Origin of the sequence: Roseibium sp. SCP15 (genome assembly GCF_040329435.1) — a bacterium.
Taxonomy (GTDB): Bacteria; Pseudomonadota; Alphaproteobacteria; order Rhizobiales; family Stappiaceae; genus Roseibium.
On sequence record NZ_JBDZYI010000003.1, the window covers coordinates 295,056 to 310,686 of the forward strand.

Sequence of the window (15,631 nt, forward strand, 5' to 3'; positions counted from 1 at the left end):
GAAAAACATTCCTTCTCTTGTGTCCTTGCGGACGGAATTGGGGATTGACTGCGGCGTGATCTGGTCACTCGTTGCCATGAGCAAGACGATCTGCATCTTTGCGCGGACGGGTTTTGATCAACCGGCCGATCGGCGTCGATAGAATGCTGACCGCTGCAAGTACGAAGAACAGGACGGCGATCGGTCTGGTCAGGAACTTCCAGGCATCCTGATCAAAAAGGATCATCGACTGAACGAGCGAATTTTCCACCAGATGCCCGAGAACCAGCCCCATGATGATCGGTGCTGGCGAGAAGCCGGCTCTGTTCAGAAAGTAACCTGCAAATCCGGCAATAAGCATGATGTAGACATCATTCAGCGATTGCCCGACGCCGTAGGCTCCGACGACGCAGAGACAGAACACGGCAGGCCAAAGGAACTGACGCGGGATCAGCGAAATACGCGAAAAGTAGCGTGCGCCAAACAGTCCGAAACCAAGGAAGACGAAGTTGGCCAGAAGCATGGCGAAGAAGATCGCATAGAGCAGATTCGGCTGGTTTTCGAACAGGTAAGGACCTGGGCGCAAGCCATGGATCTGCAGGCCACCGAGAATGACGGCTGCGGTTGCCGAACCGGGGATGCCAAGTGCGAGTGTCGGGACCATGGCACCACCAGTGGCGGCGTTGTTTGCGGCCTCGGGACCGGCGACGCCCTCAATTTCACCTTTGCCGAAATTGTCCTTGTTCTTGGACCAGCGCTTGGCTTCGTTATAGCCGATCATCGCAGCCACCGTGCTGCCTTCAGCCGGCAGAATGCCGACAAAGGTGCCGATGCCAGAGGATCTCAGGATGGTCTTCCAGACACGCCGGAAGTCATCCAACGTCGGCAGTTTGAGCGCCGACATGGCAAAACGTTCCAGCGGCCGATCCTTCTGACCTGCCTGATCGAGCAGCTCCGCCATCGCGAACAGGCCGATCAAAACCGGAATGAAACTGATGCCTTCATAGAGTTCCGGTACTCCGAAGGTGAAACGCTCTACCCCTGTTGTCAGATCGACACCGACCGTTGCCAACAGCACACCGAAAGCGCCACCGATGAGGTTCTTGACCGCCGATTTGCCGCTGATCGATGCAAGCATCGAAAGTCCGAACACGGTCAGGGCGAAATACTCCGGTGGCCCGAACTTGTAAGCGATAGTCGCCAGGAAAGGGGCAGCAAAGATCAGGACGAACAGACTGAAGATACCGCCGGCAACGCTAGCTGCCGCTGCCATGCCGAGCGCGCGTCCCGCCTGACCGTTTTTTGCCAGCGGATAGCCATCAAATGCTGTTGCCGCGGCCGGTGGTGCACCCGGAGCGTTGATCAGAATGGCTGTGATGGACCCACCAAAGGTCCCGGCGCAGTAAAGGGCCGCCAACATGGCGATTGCCGGAATGGGATCGAGGTAGATCGTGAATGGCAGCAGCAGAGCGACAGCCATTGAGCTTGAAAGACCAGGCAGCGCACCGACCAGAACACCGACAAGAGTACCGGCGCAGATTAACAGCAAGGTTTGTGGTTGCAGGATTTCAAACAGGCCACCGATAAGAACTTCCATGTTCGGCCTCCATCAGCTCAGGACTGTCAGCGGTCCAAGCGGCAGGCGCAGACCGAGCAGGACTTGAAACACGACGTAAATCGCAAAGGGAACAGCGATGGCGAACGGGAGGACGATCTTCACCTCCCGCGCGCCCCACAGCAGCGGCAACGCAATGCAAACGGCAAAGAACGCGAGTGGGACGCCAATGATGGGAAACGAAATCGCGGTCAGCGCAAGCAATCCGGCTGTGCCCCACATCCGCCATGGCGGGTTCTCGTGAGCACTCCTTTCCCCCGAACGAACCCCTTGCGCGATCATGATGAGCGTAAGCATTGCGATCACGGTCAGCACCAAACGTGGCATGTGGGTCGCCGGCATTCCTTGTGCGGCCCCAAGGGGATCGCTGTCGAATGTTGTGGTAACGAAAAACAGTATCGCGCACAGGATCAGAATAACGCTGCCTGGCACAAGATCTTTGGGTAACCTCATGACGGCTCCTCCTTGTGAGGAAGGCGCAAATTTGGAAATGTGCGCCATTCCAAAGATTGTGTGATTATTCGCGCAGACCCAACTCTCCGAGCGTGTCGTAGATGCTGGCGTACATTGAGCGGATTTGAGCGTCCCACTCCTCGGCATTGCCGATCGAAGTTGCATCGAGACCGATACCTTCCAGGTAGGCCTGGTAGGTTCCATGCTCCATGGCCTTCAGCAGCTTGCCTTCGAGCGCGGCGACGCGCTCAGCATCCGTGTCTGCCATGACGACAATGCCGCGAACCGTCGAGAAGTTGACACCCTCGACGCCAAGTTCTGCCAGTGTCGGCGTATCAGGCAGGGCGTTCAGACGCTTGTCAGCCATGACCGCTAGTGGAAGAAAGTCTCCGGAATCAATGCCGTCGACTGCCTCACCATAGTTCAGTCCGGCCGCCTGAATGTTTCCCCCCATCAGGTTGGTGACCATGGCGCCTCCCCCGTCGAATGGGACATACGCCACTTTCACGCCGGAGTTCTTGGAGAAAGTTATGGCAGCGATGTGATCAATACCGCCGGCCTGGGTTCCGCCCCATTTGATCGGAGCCAGCTCGGCCGCTCCCTTGAGATCTTCGAACGAATTGATACCCGCGCTCTTGGCGACAACCAGAATGATGGGGTCGTCGGTTGAGCGCACCACACCCTTGATGTCGTTAATGGTGATCGGCGCTCGGCCACGCGCCATGGTAATCAGGTGAGTTGGAGTGATTGCCATCACTGTGTGGCCATCAGCCGGTTTACCGGCAACATAGGACATGGCGACAGTGCCTCCGCCTCCTTTCTTGATCTGAACGAAAGCATCAACACCCAATTCGCGACGAGCCCGGATCAGCATGGTGCGTGCGGTCGTATCCGTGCCTCCGCCTGCGGAAGCGTGCGTTACGACCTCAACAGGCTGCGAGGGAAAGTCGCTTGCGAAGGCCAGGTTGGCCGAGAGCGTGAGCGCTGTTGCAGCAATCGCTGCCGTCTTCAGAAATGTCATTTGGTCCTCCCATTAACTCCCGAACGACAAGATCGTCGTCGTGTTAATGAGCCCAAACGGTAAATTGCCGACTGTAAACTGTCAACAGTTTTCATTTTGAGAAAACGCGAACACGTGCTTTCGCCGGACCTACGTAGGTCCGGTCTAACCTTGCATCAATGCTTGCAGGAGATCAGGAAGGTGCAGACAAACGAGCCCAGCCACCGGCGACATGCCGGCGCATGGCATCGTCAGCCGCCTGGGTGTCGCGCGCCAGCAATGCGTCTGTTATTGCGCGGTGTTCCTGGTTGGAAACAACAAGGTTTCCTTTTTGAACAAGTCCTCGCCGGCGAAACAAATGAAGTTGGTTTACGATCCAACGATAACTTTGCTGCAGGGCAGGATTCTCCGCAGCCTCGACCAACAATCCGTGAAAATCGAGGTTGAGCGCATAATAACGTGACAGGTTCTCTTCTCCCGCCGCAACGTCCATTTTCTCGACCAAATCAGCCAGTTTTCCGAGAGTTTCGTCGCTTGCCCGTTCAACGATGAGGCGGCCCGTAAGACCCGCCAGAGCTCCGCGAACCTCATACAGATCACGGGCTTCGTCCAATGTCATTTCCCGCACGTACATGCCGTGATTGGTCGCACTGACCAAGAGCCCGGCCTGCTCCAGCGATCTGCAGGCTTCCCTGATCGGTCCCCTGCTCACTCCGAGACGAGCCGCAAGCGCGCTTTCGTTTATTCTGTCTCCAGCCTCGAGTTCACCGGAAATGATCATTTCCTCGATCGCTTCACAAACAATCGTGCTCAGTGTCTTCGACCGGCGCTGACTAATCTGCTCAAGTGCAGAGTTTTTCGATGTTTCCTTGGACATAACCCGAAAATAACCTGCCCTTGAAAACTGTCAACAATATTGGCAACACGAAAGCCCCGGCAAACCGGACCAGGACCTCAACCCCAGGACTTGATTTTGCCAGGACCGGTCTTCCCGAGCCGAGGTGTTTCATTTGCGCAGCCCTTCGACAACAAAACCCGCTTGAATGTCTGCAAGCGTGGTTAGCGATACAAACAATGGTTGCACAAGGTTCGTATCCAGCCCTGTTTCGACGGCTTGACCGCAAGTCCCTGCCCGAGGCAGATTGCTTCTTCTCTGCGACGGGTGCGCCATTCGGCAAATGTGAACACCAAGTCACGGCAACACTCATGAATATGACGGTATTTCTGCCTTCAATAAATTCATACAATAATTCATATGTTTTAATCTGTTCTTCATACCTCCTGTCAAAAATTACCATAATTGACCCGGCTTGTTCCAAACGATGGGGGTAGTTATGGACAAGGTGAAGGTACTCGATCGCACGCCGCTAAAGCTCAGGGTTGTTGTCCTGGCTCTGGGCGCCGTTGCCGGTCTTTCCTTTGTCGGCATCGCAAACCTTGTTTCGGACAAGATGATCGAAGCAGCGACGGCGAAGTACCAGACGATCAACGAAACTTACGCCGATCTTGCCGGTTTCCAGCGCCAGATGCTGGCGTTGCGCGTTGCCGAGCAAACCATGCGGGCCGATCGTGAAGCAGACACCCTCCCCCCCTTGGACAAAAGACTGTCGATGACGGAGACAAGCTTCTCCGATGCCGATGTTGCCCCTCCGGTGGCACTTGCTTTCGATCACTATCTCAAGGCCATCGAGGGCTATCGCAGCGCGCTGAAGGAAATCGGTTACCGGGATCGGCTGTCGGTTGAAGTCGGCGAAGAAGGTCAGGCTGGCATCGACAGTCCCACCGGTCACCTCGTTGACGTGAGCAATGCCATTACCAGAACGTCATCGCGAATTTCCGAGGAACTTGAGTTTGACGACCAGCCGGCTGTGTTCCAGGCAGCTCTCGCCTTTGAGGCTGCGCGGCGGGATATTCAGAAACTTCTTTCGCTTTCCGACACGTCCTACCTGCCTGCAATCAACAGCGGCCTCTCGCAGCTCACCGGGCTTCTAGAGGACCCGGACCTCGATCCGGATTTCGCCGAAGCTCTGACCGGCCTTCTGCAGGATTTGAACGGCGGGATCGGCACGCTGGCGGGATCAGAAACGACGTTGACGGGATTTGAGGATGCGGTGAATGCCAGTTACACCCAGCTGGACACCGCCCTGACAACACAATTGCAAGCGACCACGGAGCAGGCCGACATTGTCAGGACCGAATTGGCAAGCACCAAATCTCTGATTTCCGGCCTCATCCTCGCGGCCATTCTGGTCACTTTTCTCGTCCTCGCAATTGCCAGCTTCGTGATCACTCGCAGCATTTCCCGCAATCTGGGAGCCATAACCAGCGCGACCAACGACCTTGCTCGCGGCGAAATTGATCATGAGATCCCTCTGACCGATGTGAAGACAGAAGTGGGTGAACTGGCGCGCGCCCTTCTGATTTTCCAGGACAATGCGCGAGCGCGTCGTCAACTTGAAACGGAAATCGAAACGGAAAACACGGTCAAGGCAGAGCGTCAGGAACATATTGAACAAACCATTGCGGCCTTCCGCCAGGATATTGTCGGTCTTCTGGACACCGCGGACGGAACAATTACCCGGGCCCGGGGCACAGCTGAAAAGCTGCAGGACGTCAACAGCCGCAACACGGAACAGGCCGTTTCTGCTGACGACGCCTCCAGGCTGTCCTCCGAGAACGTTCAGACCGTCGCTTCCGCGACCCAGCAACTGAGCAGCTCGATCAATGAGATTTCCGAACAGGTGAACATGACCTCCGACCAGATCAGTCTGGTCAATGAAAGCGCACGCACGACCAATGAAGATGTTGATCAGCTGGCGAAAGCGAGCGCAAAGATCGACGAAATCATCGCCCTCATCCAGGCGATTGCGGAACAGACCAACCTGCTCGCCCTGAACGCGACCATCGAAGCGGCTCGCGCAGGTGAACACGGCCGCGGTTTCTCGGTCGTTGCCAGCGAGGTGAAATCACTCGCCAACCAGACTGCGACAGCCACAGAAGAAATTTCCGCGCAGATCAAGGCGATTCAGTCTTCCAGCCGTGCAACTGTGGATGCCATGGCCAATATCTCCCGGATCATTACCGATGTTCAAACCAGTACATCCATGATTGCCGGAGCCGTGGAGGAACAGACCGCGGCAACCAATGAAATCAGCCACAACATCAACGAGGCGGCCAACCGCACCCAACAGATGGCAGAAAACGTTTCCGAACTGCTGTCCACCGCTTCGGAAGCCCGCCGCTCGGCTGAAGACATTCATGAAGCCTCGGATGAAATCAACGATATCAATGCAAGGATGAACCAGCGCATTGACGATTTCCTCCAGGAAGTCTCCGCAGCATAAGGCCTCAAAAGAGTGTTTGCCGGGAGTGCATGAAGGTCACCCGGCAGACGCGCGGCAGCGGCACCCCGCGTTGACCGAGTACCCCCGATCAAACAACGAGCTCATAGTGTGCTAGGATTTGCCGAGCTACTCCAAAGAGAGAGGCAAACCGATGCAACCTATTCCCTACATCTTCTTCAACGGCAATTGTGCGCAGGCCATGGCCAGATATGCCGAGATATTCGGCGGCACGCCTGAGATGATGCCCGCCTCCCAGATGCCGCCGGAATTTCCGGTTCCCGAAGACCGCAAGACCTGGATAATGCACAGCTCGCTGAAGATCGGCGACGGATTGCTGATGGCTTCGGACAACATCATGGGTGACGCAGTCGCTATGTCCGGTTGCGCCGTCACGCTCAGTCTTCCAGCTCTGGAAGATGCCCGTTCGGTATTTGAGAAGCTCGCCGAGGGCGGCGAGATAACAATGGCCTTCGCGCCGACATTCTGGAGTACCGGTTTCGGGACGCTGACCGATCGTTTCGGCATTCACTGGATGGTGGGATGCGACGAGCAGCCTGCTGGGAGCTGACAGTCCGTTCAAAAGCAGCCTGGATTGGCATATCCAATCTCTTGTCCGGCCACAAAGACACCTAACAGCCGGGCAAGTGGTTCAACTTGCGCCATATTTCTTACTGTTGTGTCGAATACCTGCAACCGAGGCAAGATAACCCGCCCTGATCATTCCATCAGGTTACGCCGAAACTCACTTTACGGTAGAATTCTCCCGTTCACACACAGGATGTCGGGGGCTTGCTGCATTTATGAGGTGAGAACAAATGGCCAGTTTTCTTTCAAACTCAGCGGTTGCCATTACTCTTGCGCTTCCGATCACGCTTGTTTCGATTGACCAGACCCGCGCCAGCGGCCTGATGACGGCCTGCTCAACCGATATCGCGTCGCTTTGCAATGGTGTTCGCGAAGGACGTGGCCGCATTTCCGCCTGCTTGTTTGCCCACGACAACAAGATATCGACCTCGTGCAGACCCGAACTGACAAAAGTTACAACCAGCCGGATGTTCGAAAAGATGATCCCGCCTGATGTCCTCAAGATGAGAAACACACCTGGCGAAGCCAAGCTCAGGCAGGTCTGCGCGGCCGATATCAATTCCCGCTGCAAAGGCGTTCCACCGGGCAAGGGCCGCCTGCTGGCCTGCCTCTATGCCTGGTCGAACAAAGTCAGCCAACCGTGTCACGCTGAAGCCAAATCCGTTCTGGAGCACCTGAAATAGCCCAGGCTAAGTCTGTAAGGACTTGCCTTTCATTTCCGGCATCTTCCACGTGGCGATCAAGGCGATCAACGCAATCGCCATGACGTAATAGACCGGCGCGTAGTCATCAGAAGTTCGCGCGATCAGGTAAGTTGCGACCCAAGGCGTTGTCCCTCCAAAGAAACCCAGACAGATGTTGTAGCTTATGCCCGCACCACTGCAACGCACCCGCGCAGGCAGAAGTTCAACCATCAAGGGGACAGTCATTGCCCACCCGATGCCGTTGATAAGCGCAAAACTCAACTGGGCAAAGAGGATCCAGGCCAATGCTGGCTGATGCAATGCAAACCAGAGCGGCCAAGTCAGGCACAGGCTCGCAATGGAAACGAAGAACATCACCGGGCGGCGTCCGTACCTGTCAGCCAAAAGGCCGACAACAGGTGTGACGGCGACCAGAACAACCAGCGCAAGTGTGGTTATGTCCAGCGCCTTGGCAGTCGAAAAATGCATCTGGTCCGTGAGGTAGGAAACGGCATAAACAAACACCAGGAAATAGGTCACTCCGGTCGGCAGTATCAGGCAGATGATGCGCAGGATCGTTCGCCAATGGTCCTTCAATACCTCAAGAACCGGCATTCTCGGCAAAATGGCATCACTCCCCATGGCTGGAGACTCGGACATGTTTCGGCGAAGCAACAGCGCGTAGGCCGCTATGGCAGCACCAAGAAGGAAGGGTATGCGCCATCCCCAGGCCAACATGGCAGCATCGCCGATCAGATTGCTGACAAGAGCGGCAACAGCGGAGCCCATCAGAAAACCGAGATTGCAGCCCATGACCACCCAACTTGCCACCAGCCCCCTCCTCTCGGCAGGAGCCTGCTCGACCAGCAACGTTGCGGAACTTGCATATTCTCCGGCAACGGACAGGCCCTGCACAGTGCGCAGAACGATCAGGAGAACACTGGCAGCAACCCCGATTTCCGCATGGCCGGGCAGAAGGCCGATCGCCAATGTGGCACAGCCCATGACGGCGACAGAGAGCATCAGCGCCGGTTTGCGTCCGTACCGGTCACCGATATGACCAAAGATGACACTTCCAATCGGCCGGGAGGCATAGCCGACCGCCAATGCTCCATAGGCCGCCAGCAAAGATGCCAGGTGATCTTCGGAAGGAAAAAAGACCTTGCCGATAATGGGAGCCAGAAAGCCGTAGATCGCAAAATCATACCATTCAAGCGTGTTGCCGACAGCACCGGCAAGGATCTGTTTGCGCTTCAAACGGGCGGTCATCTGGCTTGTCGCATCACCTTGGTTTCTTCGCTCGACAAAGGCAGGCGGGCCTTCGGCCTGCAGAATTCGTCGGTTCATTTTGAAGTGTATATTATGTTCCGGATGCGGGCGAATTGCTCCAATTTGCAACCGCAGTTGACCTGATCTCCCGAACCCGTCTTCCGGCGCTCGCTGAAGGGAAGATCCGCTGTTGCAAGCAAATGTCTCTGGTTTGCACCCGAGCAGACAATCTCAGCGGAAATCTGCCTCGCATTCTCGGATTTTGGAGGTCGCAAACTCCAGAAACGCATGGACCTTGGCGTTCCGGCGCATATCGGGATGCGCAAGCAGCCAGAGTTCCGAGTTGAACCGAGACGGCGCGTCACGGACGCGGACCAGGTCGGCGCATGAAGCACAGACATAGCAGGGCATCACCGCCAGCCCGAGACCGGACCTGACAAGGTTGAACACACTCATCATCGTGTTTGTGGTGGTGACAGCGGCTTCCTTGGCTCTGTGAAGCTCCATGATCTGTCCCATGGACGTCCGATTGAGCTTGTCGCTCAATACCACCCAGCGCTGGTCTTCTGCGGGTTTCTCGCCAACCGCATGCCAATAATCTTTATGAGCATATGTGGCAAAGGCGATTGGCAGCAGGTTACGCCCCAGCCAGTGTTCGGGTGGATGGCTGGTCGGCCTGAGAGCAACATCGGCGTCTCGCTGCATCAGATCGAATGGCCGGGTATCACAGATCAGATCCAGCTCGATTTCGGGATATTTCTGCTGAAACTCAACAACGACAGCCGACAATCGGTAGATCAGGGAGTCGGTCGTGGTGACTCTCAGCGGACCTTCCAAGCGCAGATCCCGGCCGCCCAGTTCGCGTTGAATGGCGTTCATACCGTCCCGGAGTTGAAGAGCGTTGCGGTAAAAGTGCTCTCCCGCAGCCGTCATGACGTAGCCTTGACTGAGCCGCTCGAACAGCTTCACGCCAACTCTTGCTTCAACTGCCTCAATGCGCCGAAACACCGTTGAATGGTTGACGCCAAGCTTGCGTGCAGCACCTGAAAGGCTTCCCTGTTCGCAAACGGCCAGAACAAAGGGTATGTCAGCCCACTCCAACGCCTGTGCATTCATGCAAGCACCTTTTGCGAAAATAGAGAATTACCTTGCGCAAGCTATCACCCTATCTGTGAACCGACAATCGGATCGGCTGCAGGCAACATCGCGAACTCTTTCGCAAGATCGCACGCAACGCAGGAGCAGGCAGCCCGAGAAGGTGTCCTTCGAACACATCGAGACACAGAAAGTTGGAGACCCCCATGAAAATTCTCATCGTTGGCGCAACCGGCACCATAGGCAAGGCTGTCGCAACCGCACTTTCATCACAGCATGAGGTCATTAGCGCCGGGTTTAGCGATGGTGACGTCAAGGTCGATCTGGGCTCAAAGGCTTCAATCGAAGCCATGTTCAAGTCTGTCGGACAGGTTGATGCGGTCATCAGCACCGCCGGCCTTGCCGGTTTTGCCCCATTCAATGAGCTGGATGATGCGGCCTATGACCTGGCGCTGAGCAACAAGCTGATGGGACAGGTCAATCTGGTACGACTGGGACGGAACCATGTGAGCGACGGTGGTTCGTTCACGCTGACCGCAGGCATCCTGTCCCGAAACCCAATGCCGGGCTCCGTGGTCATCAGCATGGCCAACGGTGCGCTTGAGTCCTTTGCGCGGTCTGCTGCGCTTGAACTGGATCGCGGTCACCGCGTGAATACGGTCAGTCCGGTTTTCGTCAAAGAGACCATGGAAATGATGGGAATGGACTCATCAACCGGTCTCTCGGCTGCGGACACTGCCAAAGCCTACATCGCCGCAGTTGAGGGAGGCATGACAGGCCAGACACTGGACGCGCCAGACTACGCCTAAGGCGCTCGGAAGGCATCTACCTCAAGGTCTTACCGAGAAGGCCTAAAATTCCCGATATTGCGGTCACGCGTGATCGCAATATCCGGCCGGCACACACCAAAGTGCTACAATTCGGAGCGGACGGGTTCCGCCCTCGCCTCCCTCGGCGAAGCGCCGAACCGTTTGGAGAACGCCCTTGAAAACGCCGCGGGGCTTGAGAACCCGCACAAAGTCGCAACCGACTTGACCTGCCTGCCCGCTTCCAGCTCCGCTCGTGCGATGTCCAGCCGCCAGTTGGACAGGTACCCCATGGGCGTCGCACCGACGAGTTCCTTGAAAGTCACGGCAAACTGCGTGCGAGACATACCTGCCGTATCGGCCAGCTTTTCCAGCGTCCAGACTTCACCGGGAGCTTCGTGAATAGCCACGAGCGCAGCGGCGATGCGTGGATGTGCCAGGCCATTCAAAAGGCCGGTATCAGCCTTGCCCTGTTCCATCGCATGGCGCAGCAGTCGGATGACCACCACTTCGCAAAGTCGCTGGAAAGCCGCTTGCCCACCACAACGCGGCAACGTCACTTCCTCAATCAGGGGCATGACAACGGCAGTAAGATAAGGCTCTTCGGCCAGCTGAACCGAGATGCATTCCGGCAGAGCGTTGATCAGCTGCTTTCCGACGCCCGAGATCGTAATGCGCGCCGCAACGAGCGCGGTTTCGTCGCTACGCGGCTGAAGTTCTCTATTGGCATCTATCAGATTGGCATCGAGTGGGCAGAAGACCAGGCGCATTGCACCGGATGTGTCGGTCAGCACCTGCAGGTTCGCCATGTCCGGGTCGGTGTCTTTGGAACGTGCATTTTCGACTTGAACCCGCAACCGGTCGATCAGGGAAGACAGGCGGTCCAGTTTTCCGTTGAAGGACACGCGATAAGGAACAGACACTTCCGTACTCCTGATCATCTTTTTAGTACATTTCCTCTTTGAACGTTCACTATCTTAAGGTCACATGCAAGGAAATATGTACCCTTGCGCCTAGTGAATGAGGAAAACGATGCTTGTCCCACGTCAATCTGTCCCCGGTCTGACTGTAGAAACCCTGTCTACCGGAACGTTCGACCTTGCCAAGGATGGTGCGGAATTCGCGACGCTAGTCGTCTTCTATCGTGGCCTCCACTGCCCGATTTGCGCCACCTACCTCAAGGAGCTTGGCCGCCTGACCGCCGATTTCGCTGAAAAAGGCGTCAAGACCATTGCCATTTCCTCCGATGACCAGGACCGCGCGCAGCAAATGGCTGACAAGGTAGGTCATGAAGGTCTGCGCTTCGGTTATGGTCTGCCGCTTTCCGTTGCGAAGGAATGGGGCCTCTACATTTCCACGAGCCGTGGAACCACGTCCATTGGCATCGAGGAACCGGCTCTCTTCTCCGAGCCGGGTGTATTCCTGGTCCGTCCGGACGGCACACTCTACTTCGCTTCCGTGCAGACCATGCCGTTCGTTCGCCCGCATTTCCAGGAAATGATCGGTGCGCTCGATTTCGTTCAAAAGAACGACTATCCCGCACGCGGCGAATATACCGGCGCAGTCTGAGGACCAGCGCCCTGAACAGGTTTTGACCCGGACACCACCCCTTCGGCGTCCCGAGGTCAAAAGGAGATGCCGGACACGGGCTGCATTGTGTCCGGCATCTCGAAAAGGGTACGGAACCTGAAGCCCGGAACTTTGATATTGGGCGAGGTCCCCGGACCTCAGGCCGTACCCGTCTCGTCATGAGGTTTGCCTAACCACCAAGGTTGCCGCTTTTCACGGCTCAGGTGAACGATCGAAACCTCAGATCCAGCTACGATGCGTCAGCTTGGTATCCCAAAACGGCCTGCGCGCTTCTTCCCGCGCAGCTTCACGCGTCAGATTCAGGTCTTCCAACTCCGCATCCGTCAGGTCGCGCAATTGTCTGCGCGTCTGTGACACCTGCCACCAGGACATCGTTTGTTGCCAAAGCCGCTTCGCGAAGAAGCGTGGTCCCCGCAATTGCGGTACGGAATGCTGGAGGATTGTCTCCATTGTGCTCATATTCGCACCTCCAAAGGGTTACAATTTCAAGATTGGACGCATTGTTGCGCTACAATCATATGAATTGACTCCTTCAAGGATGCAATATAGAAAATTGTCACCATGACAAATTGGCACCCTGAAATTCCTGAAGGACAAGGTCCTCTCTACATTCGCCTGGCTGACAAGATCGCGGAGGACATCGCAACCGGAGCCCTTGCGGCCGGTGCGAAACTGCCTCCCCAGCGTGATCTTGCCTACGATCTCGGCGTGACAGTCGGCACCATCGGACGGGCTTATGCGGTTGTGAGACAACGAGGCCTGGTCAGCGGAGAGGTCGGTCGTGGCACCTATGTGCTCGGCAGCCCGGTAGCTCCTGCCCTGCTCGAAGACACAATGCCCCATCTCGATCAGGCCTCGGCGGCAGGCAATGGTGCGAGACAGCCAGCACAGCAAGTGACATCCTGGGTTCAGGGAGCCATGGCAACGCCGAAGGACATTGCTTTCTCGGGGACAAGGATCACGGTTCCGGCCCCTGAATCCATCCGGTTCGACAGCACCTCGGCCCCGGAAATCGGCCAGGCTGAAGCGATCCGTGACCTGACGGCGCAGATTACCCGTGACGCCCCTTACGAGATTGCCAGCTACACCCGTTCGGTTCCGGAAAGTTGGCGTGAAGCCGGTAAAATCTGGCTATCCAGAAAGAACTGGGAACCATCTGCGGGCAGTATTGTTCCGACGACAGGTGCGCAGGCAGCCATCATGGCGGCAATTGCCGCCACCACTGCCCCGGGAGACCAGATTGCCTTCGAGGATTTGACCTACAGCTCGATTGCGCGTGGCGCGTCTCTGTCGGGTCGCCGTCCCGTTCAGGTCGCAAGCGACGATCAGGGCCCTCTTCCGGAGGACCTCGCCCGCATTTGCGCACAGAAGCACCCGAAGGTTCTGTTTCTGATGCCGACCATGCACAACCCGACCACCGGGACCATGGGTGCCAACCGGCGTGAGCAAATTGTCACCATTGCACGCCAATACAATCTCTGGATCATCGAGGACGAAGTCTACGGGTCGCTTCGCAGCACCGATGTGCTGCCTTTTGCAGCACTGGCACCGGAAAGAACATTTCACGTAGGGTCGCTTTCCAAGGCAGTCACTGCCGGCGTTCGCGGGGGCTGGGTTTCCAGCCCGGTTTCACATGCCCAGCGCATTTACACCGCTCACAAGATGCTGACGGGCGGTATTTCCTTTCTGCTGTCCGAGCTTTCCGCCCGCCTTGTTCTCTCAGGGGCTGCGGATACCTTCCGCGAAAATGTTCTGGCTGAAATCGCCGCCCGCCACGAACTGGTGCAACAATATCTCGGAAACTTTGATCTGGTTTCAGCACCGGATGCACCATTCCTGTGGCTGAAAGTTCCTGAGCCCTGGCTCTCCGGCACTTTCAAGGCGGCGGCCGCAACCTCCAACGTCCTCATCGATGATGAAGACGAGTTCAAGTCCGGTCGTTCCGGCAAGGTTTATCATCGTGTGCGCATCGGCATCACCAATCCCCACACACACGATGAAACCGCCAAGGGTTTGATGATATTGCGCAATCTGCTCGATGACAGCGGAGCAGGTTACGACAGTTTTGAATGAACCTGACGCCGCTTCAGCCAGAAGCGGAGTTGAACCGGAACGAAAGAGTGACGAGCAGTCCAGATGGACTGACAGCTCGAAAGACCGTTTTTCAGCAGCGGCCAGTTGATTGCTTATCACGCATTATGTGAATGCGTAGACCTTCCCTCCTGAAAATTACAAATGAGAAAGATCACGGCTAGTTAATTCAAACAATTGCCCAACATTACTTTTGCTCTAAAAATAATTCTTCCGGTACATCAGTGATATCCATCACACAATTTAAGCGGGTTGCAACCCATATAAGTTGGGCGGAAAGCCGGAGGAAAGTCCTATGTTTGGAACTTATTATTCCATCGCGGCCCTGCCGATCATCCTATTGGTGATTATTGTCATACTTGTGGCTCTCGTTTTCTGATTGAAAGCAAAGAATTTCAGGCACTTATTAGCCTTTTTTTTCCGAAGCAATCGACAGAAAAAATCTCCCAAGTGATTGGGTCCGCACCTACAAAAAGACTTGGATCAGGTACCGGAAACCTGGCGATCGGCTCTTTGATTTGGGCCTACAACCTGAATCGCTACAACCGGAAAAAGGACTGAGGTGTCGGGGGGCACCTCCCTTTTTCATCTCCGTAAATATCATTGTTTAATCTGGATTTGGAGAAAGTCGTCTTTTTTTTTGAAAGGCGCCCCTATCTGCCTGGCTAATTTTACTTTCAACGGTTCAAAATTTACTTTTGACTACGAAATAAATCTTCCCTCATTTTTGTGATCTCCATCACGCGCAATTTACAAATTGTTCACCACATTTTTTACGTCGAAACCCGAAAGGATAGACCTATGTTGGGAACAATATATTCAATCGCAGCCCTTCCCGCGGTGACATTGGCGATCATGACCATTGCCGCCGCTGCTGCCTGATTTGAGTGTTTAAGCTGGGCCACGGCAGCCTCGGCCACTGAAGCGAAAAAGCGCAGTTCTCCAAACATACAGACATGCAATGGAAGGTCGGACAATCGAACACGATGAGGTCGATCAACGAATTGACCAAAAGGTCCGGCCAACACCCCCTCTTTGAGGAAAATGACCTGCTCGACTCAACCGGGCCGCACAGGATCAACGGCCCCGTTACAGTGAAACTGACAGGCGACGAACCGTCG

At 55.8% G+C, this 15,631-nt stretch carries 14 protein-coding genes; 6 read left to right on the forward strand and 8 right to left on the reverse strand.

All coding sequences use genetic code 11. From position 1 onward, the window contains the following. Positions 1–64: 64 nt before the first annotated feature. The 4 genes from ABLO27_RS15215 to ABLO27_RS15230 form a co-directional block, all read right to left on the reverse strand. Complete coding sequence (locus ABLO27_RS15215) at positions 65–1,576, reverse strand: tripartite tricarboxylate transporter permease (protein ID WP_353033787.1); 1,512 nt, start codon at positions 1,574–1,576, stop codon at positions 65–67. A gap of 12 nt (positions 1,577–1,588) precedes the next feature. Beyond that, positions 1,589–2,047 carry a tripartite tricarboxylate transporter TctB family protein gene (locus tag ABLO27_RS15220; protein ID WP_353033788.1) on the reverse strand — a complete coding sequence of 153 codons (459 nt, stop codon included), beginning with the start codon at positions 2,045–2,047 and terminating at the stop codon, positions 1,589–1,591. A gap of 64 nt (positions 2,048–2,111) precedes the next feature. Next, a complete protein-coding gene (locus ABLO27_RS15225; protein ID WP_353033789.1) occupies positions 2,112–3,068 on the reverse strand; it encodes a Bug family tripartite tricarboxylate transporter substrate binding protein in 957 nt (318 codons plus the stop codon). Positions 3,069–3,240: 172 nt separating this feature from the next. Next, positions 3,241–3,924: a GntR family transcriptional regulator gene (locus ABLO27_RS15230; RefSeq protein ID WP_353033790.1), complete on the reverse strand. Its 684-nt coding sequence runs from the start codon at positions 3,922–3,924 to the stop codon at positions 3,241–3,243. A 457-nt stretch (positions 3,925–4,381) separates the two neighbouring features. On the opposite strand from ABLO27_RS15230, the gene ABLO27_RS15235 reads away from it, so the two are divergent. From ABLO27_RS15235 to ABLO27_RS15245, 3 genes are all read left to right on the forward strand, one after another. Beyond that, positions 4,382–6,391: a methyl-accepting chemotaxis protein gene (locus tag ABLO27_RS15235; RefSeq protein WP_353033791.1), complete on the forward strand. Its 2,010-nt coding sequence runs from the start codon at positions 4,382–4,384 to the stop codon at positions 6,389–6,391. A gap of 151 nt (positions 6,392–6,542) precedes the next feature. Continuing rightward, positions 6,543–6,959, forward strand: coding sequence for a VOC family protein (locus ABLO27_RS15240; RefSeq protein WP_353033792.1), 417 nt, complete (start codon positions 6,543–6,545; stop codon positions 6,957–6,959). Between the two features lie 247 nt (positions 6,960–7,206). Beyond that, complete coding sequence (locus ABLO27_RS15245; RefSeq protein WP_353033793.1) at positions 7,207–7,659, forward strand: hypothetical protein; 453 nt, start codon at positions 7,207–7,209, stop codon at positions 7,657–7,659. Between the two features lie 6 nt (positions 7,660–7,665). On the opposite strand, the gene ABLO27_RS15250 is transcribed toward ABLO27_RS15245, so the two are convergent. Further along, the gene (locus ABLO27_RS15250) at positions 7,666–9,006 is read right to left on the reverse strand and encodes an MFS transporter (protein WP_353033794.1); all 1,341 of its coding nucleotides are present in this window, start codon (positions 9,004–9,006) and stop codon (positions 7,666–7,668) included. 153 nt (positions 9,007–9,159) lie between these two features. Then, a complete protein-coding gene (locus ABLO27_RS15255) occupies positions 9,160–10,044 on the reverse strand; it encodes a LysR family transcriptional regulator (protein ID WP_353033795.1) in 885 nt (294 codons plus the stop codon). Between the two features lie 185 nt (positions 10,045–10,229). On the opposite strand from ABLO27_RS15255, the gene ABLO27_RS15260 reads away from it, so the two are divergent. Next, complete coding sequence (locus ABLO27_RS15260) at positions 10,230–10,832, forward strand: short chain dehydrogenase (protein WP_353033796.1); 603 nt, start codon at positions 10,230–10,232, stop codon at positions 10,830–10,832. A 104-nt stretch (positions 10,833–10,936) separates the two neighbouring features. Here the strand turns inward: ABLO27_RS15260 and ABLO27_RS15265 are convergent, their stop codons facing one another. Then, positions 10,937–11,752 carry an AraC family transcriptional regulator gene (locus tag ABLO27_RS15265; RefSeq protein WP_353033797.1) on the reverse strand — a complete coding sequence of 272 codons (816 nt, stop codon included), beginning with the start codon at positions 11,750–11,752 and terminating at the stop codon, positions 10,937–10,939. 109 nt (positions 11,753–11,861) lie between these two features. Here ABLO27_RS15265 and ABLO27_RS15270 point away from each other — a divergent pair, with 109 nt between their 5' ends. Beyond that, positions 11,862–12,398 (forward strand): peroxiredoxin-like family protein, encoded by a 537-nt coding sequence (locus ABLO27_RS15270; RefSeq protein WP_353033798.1) that lies wholly within the window; start codon positions 11,862–11,864, stop codon positions 12,396–12,398. Between the two features lie 240 nt (positions 12,399–12,638). Here the strand turns inward: ABLO27_RS15270 and ABLO27_RS15275 are convergent, their stop codons facing one another. After that, positions 12,639–12,878, reverse strand: coding sequence for a DUF1127 domain-containing protein (locus tag ABLO27_RS15275; protein ID WP_353033799.1), 240 nt, complete (start codon positions 12,876–12,878; stop codon positions 12,639–12,641). Positions 12,879–12,980: 102 nt separating this feature from the next. Between ABLO27_RS15275 and ABLO27_RS15280 the strand changes: the two genes are divergently transcribed. Next, positions 12,981–14,492: a PLP-dependent aminotransferase family protein gene (locus ABLO27_RS15280; protein ID WP_353033800.1), complete on the forward strand. Its 1,512-nt coding sequence runs from the start codon at positions 12,981–12,983 to the stop codon at positions 14,490–14,492. Positions 14,493–15,631: the final 1,139 nt, after the last annotated feature.